Source organism: Hydrogenophaga sp. H7, from assembly GCF_002025745.1.
Taxonomy (GTDB): Bacteria; Pseudomonadota; Gammaproteobacteria; order Burkholderiales; family Burkholderiaceae_C; genus Hydrogenophaga; species Hydrogenophaga pseudoflava.
Window position 1 is genome coordinate 435535 of sequence record NZ_MCIC01000012.1, and the last position, 14885, is coordinate 450419.

13 protein-coding genes are annotated in these 14885 nt (G+C 66.7%); 1 reads left to right on the plus strand and 12 read right to left on the minus strand.

What is annotated here, in order from left to right; all coding sequences use genetic code 11:
• Window positions 1-6: 6 nt before the first annotated feature.
• Window positions 7-1314: a DNA polymerase gene (locus BC358_RS08585; RefSeq protein WP_079365486.1), complete on the minus strand. Its 1308-nt coding sequence runs from the start codon at window positions 1312-1314 to the stop codon at window positions 7-9.
• Window positions 1259-2047, minus strand: a complete 789-nt coding sequence (gene imuA, locus BC358_RS08590) for a translesion DNA synthesis-associated protein ImuA (RefSeq protein ID WP_079365487.1) — start codon at window positions 2045-2047, stop codon at window positions 1259-1261. The genes BC358_RS08585 and imuA overlap by 56 nt, the downstream gene beginning before the upstream one ends.
• Window positions 2048-2202: 155 nt before the next feature.
• Here imuA and rpoH point away from each other — a divergent pair, with 155 nt between their 5' ends.
• Entirely contained in the window at window positions 2203-3159 is a 957-nt protein-coding gene (gene rpoH / locus BC358_RS08595; protein WP_066153259.1) for an RNA polymerase sigma factor RpoH, read from the plus strand.
• A 10-nt stretch (window positions 3160-3169) separates the two neighbouring features.
• On the opposite strand, the gene BC358_RS08600 is transcribed toward rpoH, so the two are convergent.
• The 10 genes from BC358_RS08600 to BC358_RS08645 form a co-directional block, all read right to left on the minus strand.
• The gene (locus tag BC358_RS08600) at window positions 3170-4201 is read right to left on the minus strand and encodes a metallophosphoesterase (RefSeq protein ID WP_079365488.1); all 1032 of its coding nucleotides are present in this window, start codon (window positions 4199-4201) and stop codon (window positions 3170-3172) included.
• A 7-nt stretch (window positions 4202-4208) separates the two neighbouring features.
• Window positions 4209-5756, minus strand: coding sequence for a lysine--tRNA ligase (gene lysS, locus BC358_RS08605; protein ID WP_079365489.1), 1548 nt, complete (start codon window positions 5754-5756; stop codon window positions 4209-4211).
• A gap of 70 nt (window positions 5757-5826) precedes the next feature.
• Window positions 5827-6543, minus strand: a complete 717-nt coding sequence (locus BC358_RS08610; RefSeq protein ID WP_066153253.1) for an ABC transporter ATP-binding protein — start codon at window positions 6541-6543, stop codon at window positions 5827-5829.
• Between the two features lie 19 nt (window positions 6544-6562).
• On the minus strand, window positions 6563-7333 hold the full coding sequence (locus BC358_RS08615; RefSeq protein WP_066153250.1) for an ABC transporter ATP-binding protein: 771 nt from the start codon (window positions 7331-7333) through the stop codon (window positions 6563-6565).
• Between the two features lie 16 nt (window positions 7334-7349).
• Window positions 7350-8447, minus strand: a complete 1098-nt coding sequence (locus BC358_RS08620) for a branched-chain amino acid ABC transporter permease (RefSeq protein WP_079365490.1) — start codon at window positions 8445-8447, stop codon at window positions 7350-7352.
• Between the two features lie 16 nt (window positions 8448-8463).
• Entirely contained in the window at window positions 8464-9393 is a 930-nt protein-coding gene (locus tag BC358_RS08625) for a branched-chain amino acid ABC transporter permease (protein WP_066153243.1), read from the minus strand.
• A 258-nt stretch (window positions 9394-9651) separates the two neighbouring features.
• Window positions 9652-10944: a replication-associated recombination protein A gene (locus tag BC358_RS08630; protein WP_256861452.1), complete on the minus strand. Its 1293-nt coding sequence runs from the start codon at window positions 10942-10944 to the stop codon at window positions 9652-9654.
• Window positions 10945-10954: 10 nt separating this feature from the next.
• Window positions 10955-11593 carry an outer membrane lipoprotein chaperone LolA gene (gene lolA, locus BC358_RS08635; protein ID WP_079365492.1) on the minus strand — a complete coding sequence of 213 codons (639 nt, stop codon included), beginning with the start codon at window positions 11591-11593 and terminating at the stop codon, window positions 10955-10957.
• A 45-nt stretch (window positions 11594-11638) separates the two neighbouring features.
• Window positions 11639-13993, minus strand: coding sequence for a DNA translocase FtsK (locus tag BC358_RS08640; protein ID WP_079365493.1), 2355 nt, complete (start codon window positions 13991-13993; stop codon window positions 11639-11641).
• Window positions 13994-14107: 114 nt separating this feature from the next.
• Entirely contained in the window at window positions 14108-14782 is a 675-nt protein-coding gene (locus BC358_RS08645; RefSeq protein ID WP_079365494.1) for a Crp/Fnr family transcriptional regulator, read from the minus strand.
• Window positions 14783-14885 lie beyond the last annotated feature (103 nt).

Sequence of the window (14885 nt, forward strand, 5' to 3'; positions counted from 1 at the left end):
AACTCTTCAGGCAAACACACCGTGGAGATACCAGGCCGGTTCGTCGGCCAGCCGTGTCTGGAACACCCACAGCACCCCCGCCAGCGGCGACCGGGCGACCCAGTAGTCGCGCACCGCGTGGCGGGTGTGGCCGGTGGCCTCGTCGCGGTCCCACCAGCCACCCTCCACGCGCTGCGGGCCGAGCAGCAGCTGCAGTTCGCCCTGGTAGAGCGGCCGGTGCTGGCGCACCAACAGCTTCAGCGGCCGGTCCAGCAGCAAGGATGGCTGCGGCCCGGCGGGCGCCACCGACCAGGCATCGCGCGGCAGCGCCTGGGCGGCCGGCTGCCAGCGGCCCATCGCCTCGGGCCGGTGGTCCTCGCACAGCAGCGGCCGGACCACCCGGTCCTCGCCCAACCGCGCCGCCAGCCGCTCCAGCACCTGGGCCAGCGGCTCCCGGCCGCGGGCCTCGTCGGGCAGCAACGAGGCGCTCTGCGGCGCCAGCGGCACCACGCCTTCGGCCGTCAGCCGCAGGTCACCCACCGGCGCGGCCAGCGACACGTGCGACAGGTGCTCGGCCAGCAGCCGCGCGAGGTGCCCGGCCTCGCGCGTGGGCTCGGCCGTGCGCACGGTCAGCTGCCCGCCCTCGCCCACCCCGCGCGAGCGCATCGCGTCGTGCGCCCAGTGCAGGGTGAAGGCCGTCACGCCACTGTGCCGTGCGGCCAGCCAGGCGGCCAGTTGCAGCAGCAGCCGGCGCGCGCCGAAGACCAGCGCCTCCGCGTTGTCGACCCGGTGCGGCAGCTCCAGCCGCGCATCGAACACCGGCGACAGCGTGACCCAGACATGCGTCTCGGGTGCGCGGCCGTAGGCCTGGTCCAGCGCCGCCAGCAGCGCCGCGTCGAACCGCCGCGCCAGGCCGGCGCGCGGCAGCCGCCGCAGATCGCCCAGCGTGCGGCAGCCGATGCGCGCCAGGGTCGGCAGATGCGGCCGCACGGCGCTCAGGGTCGCCATCGGCAGCGCGTCCAGCGCGCGCGCCAGCGGCGGCGACACCCCGTCCTCCACCCCCGCGCGCGCCAGCGCCAGCGCAGCCAGGGCATTCGGTGCCCAGGCCAGGGCCACCGCCCCCAGTTCCTGCGCCCCGCCCCAGAGCCGTTCGCGCAGCGCCGCCCGCCCGCCGAACAGGCGCAGGCTGGCCGCCACCTCCAGCAACACGGCCTCTTCGGCGATGGCGACACGGGGCGTGAACTGCAGCGCCCAGACCGCCAGCGCCTGCAGCGCCGCGTCAGTGGGGGACGGCGGGTCGTCGGTGCTCGGCAGTCGGAGTGCGGACCACAGCATGGTCGGCCTCGCGAGGAACAGGGAAACGGTCGGCGGCTCCATGGCCCAGGTCCAGGTCCAGCAGCCGGGGCGGCAGCACCGCCGACAGCCCGGCCGGCAGCGCCGGCAGCTGCAGCGTGTGCGCCAGTGGTGGGCCCTTGCGCTTGATCACGTCGACCGCCAGGGCCCAGCCGGCACCCGGACGCACCAGCAGGCGCAGGGGCGCCGCCGACGATTCGCGCGCTGAGACTGCCGGCCGGCACAGCCACACCGGGCCTTCGTGCTCACTGGCCAGCACCTGCAGGCGCCGCAGCTGCGCCGGCCGTGCCTGGGGCAGCCAGGCCAGCACCGCCCCGCAGCTGCCGGCCTTGACCAGCTGTTCGGTGGCCCAGAGGCGCTCGACCAGGGTGCCGGCCTGCACCCAGACCAGCTGCCGGGCCGTGACACCGTGCGGCATCAGGCCCGGCAGATGCGGCAACTGCGGCGGCCCGACCAGCGCCACCTCCCGCCCGGCGGCACAGACCCGGCCCAGCGCCGGCCCCAGCAGGCGGAACTCCAGGGCACCCGCTGGGCTCGACAACAGTTCGGTCAGCCCGAATCCGGGCCAGCCCCCGCCCGGCAAGGCTGCGTCAAGCGCCCCGAACCCGCTGGCGCAGCTGGCCGTGACCGGCCGGCCCAGCGCATCGCCGCGCCAGACGAGGGCGGACAGGCTGGCCGGCAGATCGCCGGACGGGCGGATGAACGGGGTGGGCATGGTGGCAGCAAGGATTCAAATACTGTTTTTATATACAGTAAAAGAAATCGAACCGATTGTCCACCCCCGGATATCACGGTCATGGAACCATTCAATTAGCACTCACTCATAGAGAGTGCTAACATTTCTGCAAGACCACTGAGGAGGTTCTTCACATGTCCACCACCCTGCTCGCCCCCGCCGCCCTGCCGACCACCACGCTGGCCGTCGCCAGCCCGTGGAACCGTTCGCTGACGCTGCCGCCGCTGGGCAATCTGGACGCGTACATCTCCGCCGTCAACCGCATGCCGCTGCTGACGCTCGAAGAAGAGCAGTCGGCCGCCCGCCGCCTGCGCGACCACAACGACCTGGAAGCCGCCGGCCAGCTGGTGATGTCGCACCTGCGCCTGGTGGTGTCCATCGCCCGCCAGTACCTGGGCTACGGCCTGCCGCACGGCGACCTGATCCAGGAAGGCAACGTGGGCCTGATGAAGGCCGTCAAGCGCTTCGACCCCGACCAGGGCGTGCGCCTGGTGAGCTACGCGATCCACTGGATCAAGGCCGAGATCCACGAATACATCCTGAAGAACTGGCGCATGGTCAAGGTCGCCACGACCAAGGCCCAGCGAAAGCTGTTCTTCAACCTGCGCTCGATGAAGCAGGGCTTCCGCGCCGAGGCCGCCGAAGGCGACACCCACCGCGAGGCCCTGTCCGACAGCGAGATCGACGTGGTCGCGCGCGACCTCAAGGTCAAGCCCGAGGAAGTGCGCGAGATGGAGACCCGCCTGTCCGGCGGCGACGTGGTGCTCGACCCCTCGCCGGCAGACGACGGCGAAGAGACCTACGGCCCGATCGCCTGGCTGGCCGACGCCAACCACGAGCCAACCGCGATGATCGAATCGGCCCAGCGCGACGTGCTGGCCACCGAAGGCATCGCGCAGGCCATGGGCGAACTGGACGACCGCTCGCGCCGCATCGTGACCGAGCGCTGGCTCAAGGTGAACGACGACGGCTCGGGCGGCATGACGCTGCACGAACTGGCCGCCGAGTACGGCGTGAGCGCCGAGCGCATCCGCCAGATCGAGGTCGCGGCCATGAAGAAGATGCGCAAGGCGCTGGCCGAATTCGCCTGAGCCCGCGGGCTCAGCGCACGAGATCGATGCGGTCGATGGTCGGCCGCACCCCCAGCCGCGCCGGCAGGCCGATCGTGCCCACACCGGGCGTCACCAGCAGCTGCCCGGCCCTTGTGCCGTACAGCCCGTTCCACCAGGGCTGCAGGGAATTGGTCTTGCGCAGGAACCAGGGCGAAAAACCGGGAATCCAGATCTGCCCACCATGGGTGTGCCCGGCCATGGACAGGAACGCCGCGCCCTTCGGCAGCAGGGCCACGGTGTCGGGCTGGTGCACCACCACCAGCCGCCGCGTTGAGTCGTTGCTGAGGCCGCCTGGCCAGAGGCGCTCAATCTGAGGCTGTGGCCGACCACCCCACTGGTCGTCCAGGCCCACCAGCTCCCAGCCCTTCAAGGGCACGGCCTGCCCTTCGATCAGGCGAACACCGTGCTGCGTCAGCGCTTCGCGCAGCGGCGCGGTGAGTTTCGGCCCCGGCGCCTGCACATCGTGGTTGCCCAGCACGCCCCAGACCGGATGACGCAGACGGGCCAGCGGTGCGAAGCCCGCACGCAGGTCCTGCGTCGGCTCGTGCGTCCAGTCGCCCGCGACGATCACCGCGTCGACATCCATGGCGTTGATGCGGCTCACCAGATCGTCCAGCTGCCGGTCGCGGAAGAACAGGCCCCAGTGGATGTCGGCGACCAGCGCGAGCTTCAGCGGCTGTGCTTCGGCCGGAATGCCGGACAGGGTGGTGTGGCGCACGCGGATCCAGTAAGGCTCGATCCACGACGACCACAGGCCCACCAGCACCAAAGTCGCATAGACCGGGTGGCGCCAGCGGCGCGCGCCACGCTCGATGCGCCAGCGCAGCCACAGGCCCACCAGCAGCGGCAGCCCCGCCAGGCGCGGCGCCCAGTAGAGCCAGAGCATGACGAAGTTGCGCACTTCCAGGCGCGGGGTGTGCCAGCGCCCCCAGTGGTCCCAGGCCGTGATGGCCAGCGACAGCAGCAGCGCCCCGCCCAACAGCCACCAGACGCGGCGGTCCAGGCGCTGCAGGTCGCTCACGGGGGTGTCAGTGTTCGCGGCGCAGTGCCGGGAACAGGATCACGTCGCGGATGCTGGGCGAGTCGGTCAGCAGCATCATCAGGCGGTCGATGCCGATGCCGCAACCACCGGCCGGCGGCATGCCGTATTCGAGCGCGCGGATGAAGTCGGCGTCGTAGTACATCGCCTCTTCGTCGCCGCCGTCCTTTGCCGCGACCTGCGCGTGGAAGCGCGCGGCCTGGTCCTCGGCGTCGTTCAGCTCGGAGAAGGCGTTGCCGAACTCGCGGCCGGTGATGTAGAGCTCGAAGCGCTCGGTCACCTCGGGCCGGTCGTCGTTGGCGCGGGCCAGCGGCGAAATCTCGGTCGGGTGCTCCATGATGAAGGTCGGGTTCCAGAGCTTCTCTTCCACCGTCTCCTCGAAATACAGCACCTGCAGGCTGGCGAGCGAGCGGGTCGAGAGCTGGTGCTTCTCTTCACTCATGCCCAGCTTGCGCAGGGCCGGGATCAGCCAGGCCGGGTCGTCCACGCCATTGCCGGCGTCGGTGTACTTGAGGATGGCTTCGCGGATGGTCAGGCGCTCGAAGGGCGAGAACACGTCCACCGGCTGGCCGTTGTAGGTCAGTGGCGTGTCGCCATGCACTTGCTTCACGACATGACGGATCAGCTGCTCGTTGAAGTCCATCAGGTCCTGGTAGTTCCAGTACGCCGCGTAGAACTCCATCATGGTGAACTCGGGGTTGTGGCGGACCGAGATGCCTTCGTTGCGGAAGTTGCGGTTGATCTCGAACACGCGCTCGAAACCGCCGACCAGCAGGCGTTTGAGGTACAGCTCGGGCGCGATGCGCAGGAACATCTCCTGGTCCAGCGCGTTGTGGTGGGTCTTGAACGGCTTGGCGTTGGCGCCGCCGGGGATGGGGTGCAGCATGGGCGTTTCGACTTCGAGAAAGCCGTGACCGACCATGTATTCGCGGATGCTGGCCAGGGCCTTGCTGCGCGTGACGAAGCGCTTGCGGGCGCCTTCGTCGGTCATCAGGTCCACATAGCGCTGGCGGTACTTGATTTCCTGGTCGGCCACGCCGTGGAACTTGTCGGGCAGCGGGCGCAGGCTCTTGGTGATCAGGCGGATCTGGTCGGCGTGGATGGACAGCTCGCCGGTGCGGGTGCGCATCAGCACACCTTCGGCCGCCACGATGTCGCCCAGGTCCCAGTGCTTGAAGGCGGCCAGCTTCTCTTCACCCACGCTGTCGGTGTTCAGGTAGAGCTGGATGCGGCCGCCGCTGGGGCCGAACGACGAATCCTGGATGGTCGCGAAACAGGCCTTGCCCATCACGCGCTTGAGCATCATGCGGCCCGAGACACAGGCGCGCACCGGGTTCGCCTCCAGCGCTTCCTTGCTCGATTCGCCGTGCGCGGCGAACAGCGCCTCGGCCGTGTCGCGCGGTTTGAAATCGTTGGGAAACGCCACGCCCTCGCCGCGCTGCTGCGCCTCGCGCAGGCCTTTGAGTTTCTCGCGCCGCTCCGCAATCAGCTGGTTGTCGTCGGCGGCGGGGATGGCGTGGGCGTGTTCGGTGGTCATGGTGTTGGACAAATAAAAACGGGCTGCGCCACAAAAGCGCAACCCGTCATTGTAGTTTTCCGCGAAACGGTCAATGACCGAGGTAGGCCTCTCGCACCTTCGGATCCACCAGCAGGTCCTTGCCGGCGCCCGTCATGGTGATCAGACCGGAGTCCATCACATAGCCGCGGTCGGCGATCTGCAGCGCGCGCTGGGCGTTCTGCTCCACCAGCACGATGGTCACGCCCTGGGCGGAGACGTCGCGCACCACCTCGAAGATCTTGTCCACCATGATCGGCGACAGACCCATCGACGGCTCGTCCAGCAGCAGCACCTTGGGCTGGCTCATCAGCGCGCGGGCCATCGCCAGCATCTGCTGCTCGCCGCCCGACATGGTGCCGGCCAACTGGTCCTTGCGCTCTTTCAGGCGCGGGAAGATGCCGAACATGCGCTCGATGTCGGCCTCGATGCCGGCCTTGTCGGTGCGGATGTAGGCGCCCATCAGCAGGTTCTCGGTGATGGTCATGCGGGTGAAGACGCCGCGGCCTTCCGGCACCATTGCCAGACCCTGCTTGACCAGATCCCAGGCGCCACGGCCCTTGATGCTCTGGCCCAGGTACTCGATGTCACCGCCTTCGAAACCCAGAGAGCCGGTGATGGCCTTCATGGTGGTGGTCTTGCCGGCACCGTTGGAGCCGATCAGGGAAATCAGTTCGCCTTCGCGCACTTCCAGGTCGACGCCCTTGACAGCCTTGATGCCGCCGTACGCCACCTTCAGGCCGCTGACTTTGAGGAGTGTGTTTGCCATGTTGTTCTCGCTCTCTCTTTCAGTGGCCGCCCGTGCCCAGATACGCCTCGATCACCTTGGGATCGCTCTGCACCTCGGCCGGCGTGCCGGACGAGAGCTGCTTGCCGTAGTCGAGCACGGTCACGCGGTCGCACAGGCCCATCACCAGCTTCACGTCGTGTTCAATCAGCAGGATGGTGCGGTTGTCGTTGCGGATGCGGTCGATCAGCTCGCGCAGCTGCACCTTTTCGGTGGCGTTCATGCCGGCAGCCGGCTCGTCCAGCGCGATCAGCTGCGGGTCGGTCGCCAGCGCGCGCGCAATCTCCAGCCGGCGCTGGTCGCCGTAGCTCAGGGTGCGCGACTTGTAGTCGGCCAGCTTGCCGATGCCCACGTAGTCGAGCAGTTCCTTCGCACGGGCGGCGATTTCTGCCTCTTCCTTCTTGAAGCCAGGGGTGCGCAGCACGGCCCCCAGGATGCCCGAGTGGGTGCGCACGTGGCGCCCGACCATCACGTTCTCCAGCGCCGTCATTTCAGCGAACAGGCGGATGTTCTGGAAGGTGCGGGCAATGCCGGCCTTGGCCACTTCGTGCACGGCCGTCGGCGTGTAGGGCTTGCCGGCCAGCTCGAAGGTGCCGCTGTCGGGCGTGTAAAGGCCGGTCAGCACGTTGAAAAATGTGGTCTTGCCGGCGCCGTTGGGGCCGATCAGGCCATAGACCTGGCCACGCTGGATGGTGATGCCCACATCGCTGAGGGCCTGCAGACCGCCAAAGCGCTTGGAGACGTTGGCGACTTTGAGAATGGTTTCGCTCATGTTCGTGTCCTCTCGCTCACTTGGCCAACGACTTGCCGTGTTCGGGCGCGGGCCAGAGTCCCTTCGGACGCAACAGCATCACCACCACCATCGCCAGGGCGATCAGCAGCTGGCGCAGGATTTCAGGGCCGAGGCGGCCACCGGTCAGTTCGGTCAGCGGGCCGGCCACGTGGCGCAGCACCTCGGGCAGACCAGCCAGCAGCAGCGCCCCCAGGATCACGCCCGGGATGTGGCCGATGCCGCCCACCACCACCATCGCCACCACCATCACCGACTCCATCAGCGAGAAGGATTCGGGCGACACGAAACGCTGGAACGAGGCAAACAACACACCCGACATGCCGCCGAAGGTGGCGCCCATGCCAAAGGCCAGCAGCTTGAGGTTGCGGGTGTTCAGGCCCATGGCCTTGGCGGCGATCTCGTCTTCGCGGATGGCCATCCAGGCGCGGCCGACGCGGGAGTCCTGCAGGCGGTAGGACAGGACGATCGACAGGATCACGAAGAACAGGAACAGGTAGTAATAGAGCGTCACCGGCTGAATGGTGTAGCTCCAGTCGCCAATGGTCAGCGTGTGGCGCTGTCCCATGTTGAAACCGAATACGGTGAGCGGATCGATCTGCGCGATGCCCTTGGGTCCGTTGGTGATGTTCACCGGGCGATCCAGGTTGAGCATGAAGATGCGGATGATTTCACCGAACCCCAGCGTGATGATGGCCAGGTAGTCGCCGCGCAGCTTCAGCGTCGGTGCTCCGAGCAGCATGCCGACCACGCCGGCCACGACGGCCGCCAGGAGCATGACCAGCCAGATGTTGACATGCAGCCCGTTGGGGAACATCGCCTGGATGGCCGGGAAGGTCTCGGCCAGGTGCGGCGACGCCAGCAGGCCGTAGATATAGGCACCGACCGCGAAGAACGCGATGTAGCCCAGGTCCAGCAGGCCGGCATAACCAACCACGATGTTCAGGCCCAGGGCCAGCAGCACATAGAGCAGTGCCAGGTCCACGATGCGGACCCAGGAATTGCTGCCTGTGGCCTGCAGCAGCAGCGGCAGCATGAACAGCGCGATGGCGGCCAGGGCCCAGACCGCAAGTTTGCCGGGATTGGTCTTCGTCATGATGGTTCTCCCGGTATCAGGCTCGGTCGGCGACACGCTCGCCCAGCAGGCCCGAGGGACGCAGCGTGAGCACCAGGGCCAGCACGATGAAGGCAAAGATGTCGACGTACTGGCTGCCCAGCACACCACCGGTGAGCTGGCCCAGGTAACCGGCGCCCAGCGACTCGATCAGGCCCAGCGCGACGCCGCCCACCACGGCACCGGCCAGGTTGCCGATGCCGCCCATCACCGCGGCCACGAAGGCCTTGAGGCCGGGCATGAAGCCCATGGCGTGCTGCACCGTGCCGTAGTTGGAAGCCCACATCACGCCGGCGATGGCGGCCAGCATGGCACCGATGATGAAGGTGGCGGAGATGACCACGTCGGGCTTGATGCCCATCAGCGCGGCGACCCGGGGGTTCTCGGCGGTGGCCCGCATGGCACGGCCCAGGTTGGTCTTGTTCACCAGCCACATCAGGAAGGCCAGCGTGATGGCCGTCGCGGCCAGGATGACGATCTGCGTCACCGAGATCACGGCGCCGGCAAACTCGATCGGCTCACGCGACAGGGTCGCGGGATAGGCCTTGGGGTTGGGTTCCCAGATGATCATCGCGAAAGTCTGCAGCAGCAGCGACATGCCGATGGCGGTGATCAGCGGCGCCAGCCGGGGCGAGTTGCGAAGCGGCCGGTAGGCCAGCTTCTCGATCGTGTAGTTCAGCGCACCGCACACCACCATCGCAATGACCGTGGCCAGCAGCAGCACCATCCAGCCGGGCAGGCCGGGCGAGGCGTTGCTCATCCAGCCTATGATGGTCCAGCTGGTCAGCGCGCCGACCATGAGCACATCACCGTGCGCGAAGTTGATGAGACCGATGATGCCGTACACCATCGTGTACCCAAGCGCCACCAGCGCATACATACTGCCCAGGACCAGACCGTTGATGATCTGCTGCAGCAAGACGTCCATGAAGTTTTCTCCGTGTTTTTGACAGGCCGGGAAATCCGATCCCGCGCCGTTGTGCAGCGCGGGGTCCCGTGTTCAGACCCGCTTCAACTTAGCAAAAAACCCGCCAGGCCAGACCCTGAAACAGGGCAGACTGCGGGTTGGAGGCGGATTGTAGCCAAGGGTCGGCACACACCTGATGCAGGCGAGCCCTGATTCCGCGCGGGTTTTCCCTCGGTTTTGGCGCTCCAAAAGTGCTGCATCAGCGCGTCAGGCTCTTCATTAGTCTTTTTGATTGTTGAGCCGCTTGAGCTCCCGCAACTTATCACCGATGCGGATCTCCAGCCCCCGGTCGACGGGTCGGTAGAACTGCGTGCCTGCCATGCCGTCGGGCAGATAGGTCTCGCCTGCCGCAAAACCTCCTGCCTCGTCGTGCGCATAGCGGTAGCCCTTGCCGTAGTCGAGATCCTTCATCAGTTTCGTGGGGGCATTGCGCAGATGCATGGGCACCGGGCGGCTGCCGTCTTTCTTGACAAAGGCCTTGGCCTCGTTGAACGCCTTGTAGACCGCGTTGGACTTGGGAGCCACCGCCAGGTAGACCACACATTCGGCCAGTGCCAGTTCGCCCTCCGGCGACCCCAGGCGTTCGTAAACTTCGGCCGCGTCCAGTGCCAGGCGCAGGGCCCGCGGATCGGCCAGCCCGATGTCCTCGGCCGCCATGCGGATCAGCCGTCGCGCCATGTAGCGCGGGTCCGCACCACCATCGAGCATGCGCACGAACCAGTACAGCGACGCGTCCGGATCAGAGCCGCGCACGCTTTTGTGCAGCGCGCTGATGGTGTCGTAGAACTGCTCGCCGCCCTTGTCGTAGCGGCGCATGCGCTCACCCAGCACGCGCAGCAGCCACACGTCCGTCACCTGCTCCAGCTTTTCACGCTGGGCGGCGACCGCCAGGGTTTCCAGGGTGTTCAGAAGACGCCGTGCATCGCCATCGGCGTAAGCGATCAGACGGTCCTCGGCCGCCTTTTCAATGGCCGGCACGGCACCGATGCCCTGCGCACGTGTCACCAATTGGCGCAGATCGTCCTCACCCAGCGGCTGCAACACATAGACCGCTGCCCGCGACAGCAGCGCGGAATTGACCTCGAACGAGGGGTTCTCGGTGGTGGCACCGATGAAAGTGAACAGGCCGCTCTCGACATGCGGCAGGAACGCATCCTGCTGACTCTTGTTGAAGCGGTGCACCTCGTCGACGAAGACGATGGTGCGCTGGGCGTGCAGGCCATCGCGGGCCGCCTCGGCGCGCTCCACCGCCTCTCGGATGTCCTTCACGCCGCCCAGCACCGCGCTGATGGTGATGAACTGGGCGTCGAAAGCATCGGCCATGAGCCGCGCGATGGTGGTTTTGCCCACCCCTGGCGGCCCCCAGAGGATGCAGCTGTGCGGCTGACCGGACTCGAAGGCCAGGCGCAGCGCCATGCCCTCCCCCAGCAGGTGCTGTTGGCCGATCACCTCACCCAGCGAGCGCGGGCGCAGGCGCTCGGCCAGCGGTTGGTGGGCGGCAGCGGTGACCACGCGACTCCGTTCAGGGGCGGATGACGTCGGCACCGGCCGGCGGCTGGAAGCGGAAACGCTCGGGTTTGACCGCCACATTGCCTTGCCATTGCGCAAAGCTCAGCACCGAGCGCTGGCCGAGTCCGTCGACGATCTCCAGCACCGCCAGCTTCCCCTGCCAGAATCCGACCTTCACGCTCTGCAGTTGCCCGTCCTTCGCCTTGGGCTGGGCGTCGACCCATTCCATGCCATCCCTGGCCGCTCCGGCCTTGAGATCGAACGCCTCGGACAGGCCCTTGAGATCGGTGCCTGAGGCGATCAGCGCGGCGGGCGTGCTGCCCAACGCATCCTGCTGCTTGCGCGCCGTGACCTGGTTGAGGTCCACGTCGTACAGCCACAGGGTCTGGCCGTCGGCCACGATGGTCTGCTCGAACGGCTTGGTGTACTCGAAGCGGAAACGCCCCGGGCGCTGGAACTCGAACCGGCCGCTGGACGTCTTGCTGCGCGCGGTGGCTTCGCCCTCTCGCTTGGGCGAGGTCACGACCTGGGTGAAACTGGCCTGCGCACTCTTGACCTCGCGCAGAAAGGTTTCGAGATCCTGCAGACCGTCGGCATGAGCAAGCGACGCCGCCAGGGACAGCACGATGGCAAAAATAGTTCTGTGGTTCATGAACGTATGGGAGCCGCAGGCCCCGCAAAGGTTTCCGTGCGAGCGTCAATCGCCGCGCGGCGCCACCAGGATGTCGCGCTGGCCGCTGCTGGTGAGCGCACTCACCAGCCCGGCGTTTTCCATGTCTTCGAGCAGGCGGGCGGCCCGGTTGTAGCCGATCTTGAGCTTGCGCTGGACGTAGGAAATGCTGGCCTTGCGGTCCTGCAGCACGATGGCCACCGCCTGGTCGTACAGCGGGTCCTTCTCGCCGCCCTCGCCGCCACCTTCACCAAACATGTCGCCACCCTCGCCATCACCCGCAGCCGACTCCAGCACGCCGTCGATGTAGTTGGGCTCGCCATACTGCTCCTTGAGGTAAGAAGCCACCCGGTGCACCTCGTCGTCGCTGACGAAGGCGCCGTGCACGCGGATCGGGAAGCCGGTGCCCGAAGGCATGTAGAGCATGTCGCCCATGCCCAGCAGGCTCTCGGCGCCCATCTGGTCAAGGATGGTGCGGCTGTCGATCTTGCTGCTGACCTGGAAGGAGATGCGGGTCGGGATGTTGGCCTTGATCAGGCCGGTGATCACGTCCACGCTGGGCCGCTGCGTCGCCAGAATCAGGTGGATGCCGGCGGCGCGCGCCTTCTGCGCCAGGCGCGCGATCAGCTCCTCGATCTTCTTGCCCACCACCATCATCAGGTCGGCCAGTTCGTCGATCACCACCACGATGTGCGGCAGGCGCTCCAGTGGCTCGGGCTGTTCGGGCGTGAGGCTGAAGGGGTTGCCGATGTGCTCGCCGCGCGCCTTGGCCTCGTCGATCTTGGCATTGAAGCCGGCCAGGTTGCGCACACCCATCTTGCTCATGAGCTTGTAACGCTTCTCCATCTCGGCCACGCACCAGTTCAGGCCGTTGGCCGCCTGCTTCATGTCGGTCACCACCGGGCACAGCAGGTGTGGAATGCCTTCGTAGACACTCAGTTCCAGCATCTTCGGGTCGATCAGCAGCAGCCGCACGTCCTTGGCGTCGGCCTTGTAGAGCAGCGACAGGATCATGGCGTTGATGCCCACCGACTTGCCCGAACCGGTAGTACCAGCTACCAGACAGTGAGGCATCTTGGCCAGGTCGGCCACCACCGGCAGGCCGGCGATGTCCTTGCCCAGGCCCATGGTCAGCAGGCTCCTGGCGTCGTTGTACACCTGCGAACCCAGGATCTCGCTGAGCTTGATGGTCTGGCGCTTGGCGTTGGGCAGCTCCAGCGCCATCAGGTTCTTGCCCGGTATGGTCTCGATCACGCGGATCGACACCAGCGACAGCGAACGCGCCAGGTCGCGGCTCAGGTTGACAATCTGCGAGCCTTTGACACCCGTGGCCGGCTCGATTTCGTAGCGCGTGATCACCGGGCCCGGCGCAGCCGCCACCACCCGCACCTCGACGCCAAAGTCCTTGAGCTTCTTTTCGATCAGGCGGCTGGTCATCTCCAGCGTCTGAGCGTCCACCCCTTGCTGATGGGACGGCGCGCTGTCCAGCAGGTCCACCTGCGGCAGCTTGCTGTCGGGCATTTCGGTGAACAACGGCTTCTGGCGCTCCTTGGCCACGCGCTCGCTCTTGGGTACCTCGGCCCGCGCAGGTTCGATCACCACCGGGGTCGGGTGCTGCTCCTCGATCACGTCGCGCTCCACCTGGACCACCACCTCGCGTTCGCGCGCAGCCTGCTCGCCGATGCGCTGGTCCTCCACGGCCTCTCGCTTTTCCCTCCGTGACTGAAACCACTCGTCGAACTGGGCACCCAGGCGCTCTGCCCAGTGGCCCCACGAAAACTGGAACACTCTGGGCGCACTCACGACCATCAAGGCCAGAGCGACCAGTGCCGAGCCGGTGAACCCCAGCCAGCGCACACCCCATGGCCCCAAAAGATGTCCCAGCACGCCCCCACCGTGTCCAGGCAGCAGGGATTCAAACCGGTACAGACGACTCCATTCCAACACCACGCTGCCGACCATCAGCGTCACCAGCGCAAGCCCGTAGAGCGTGCGCTGAACGGCGGGGTTGCGCCAGAAAGAGGGCTCGTCGGCGTCGACCGGTTCCACTCGCTCCGCATCCTGCCCCCGCAAACGATCGGCCAGAGCCGACAGCCACACGCGCCAGCCCGCCAGCAACAGCCACCAGACAGAGAAGCCGAACAGGTAGTAGCTGGCATCGGACAGCCAGGCACCCAGCTGCCCTCCCCAGTTGTGGACATCGCCCTCATTGCCCGTGGTGCTCCAGGCAGGATCGTTCAGGCTGTGGCTGAGCAGAGCGATCAGCCAGAACCCGAGCAGAGCGGCCCCCAGCACCAGGGCCAGCTCATGGGCGAACCGGGAGACGCCACTTGCAGGCGGATTCGCCCGGTCGGCATTGAGCGTGTTGATGGAATACGTCATAGACCTCGACAGATTGCGGCAACGAGCTTACCGCACGGGGGTGCCCGATCCGCATGGCCGCAGACCGGAATGTGACCAGTCGTGAGTCGACGAAATGTATGGGCGATGGAAGGATCAGCCCAGCGACGTCAGTCGGTCCTTGATGATGGTGCTGCCATCCTCACCCACCTCGATGAAGCCCCGGTCCTCCAGGTCCTTCATCACCCGGCTGACCATTTCGCGCGATGCGCCGATCATCTTGGCCACATCCTGGCGCGAGACCCGCTCGCGAATCACCAGACGACCATCCTTGTCCGGAACCGCAAATTCGAGCAGTGCCCTGGCCACGCGCCCATACACATCCATCAACGCCAGGGATTCGATCTTGCGGTCGGCGTGCCTCAGGCGGAGCACCAAGCCCTTCATGACCGCATAGGCCATCGACGTGTTCTCGGGCAGGCAACGCGCAAACTCCACCCGCCCCAGAATCAGCACATCGGTCTGCACTTCGGCGCGCACCGTGGCCGAATGGGGCTGGTTGTCGATCAGGCTCATCTCGCCCACGTAGTCGCCCGGGTTCATGGTTGCCAGGATCACCTCCCGCCCCCTTGAATCGGTGGTGACCACCCGGGCACGCCCGGTGAGCACGATGGCGAGGAAGTTCGATTTCTTGCCCTGTTCCACGATCACCTCTCCGCGCTTGTAGCGCCGCTTGACCACGGCTTCGGCGACAGATTCGGCCTGGGCCTGCGTGAGCGTCGAAAACAGGGGAACCCGACGGATCAGATCCAGATTGGACAGGATGGCCATGTCTAAAACCTTTGTGTCGAATGCGCCCAAGGCGCGTTTCATACAATGCCGATCAATCCTCAGCGCGGCGATGTGACCACCGGACATCACGACTCTGAGCACA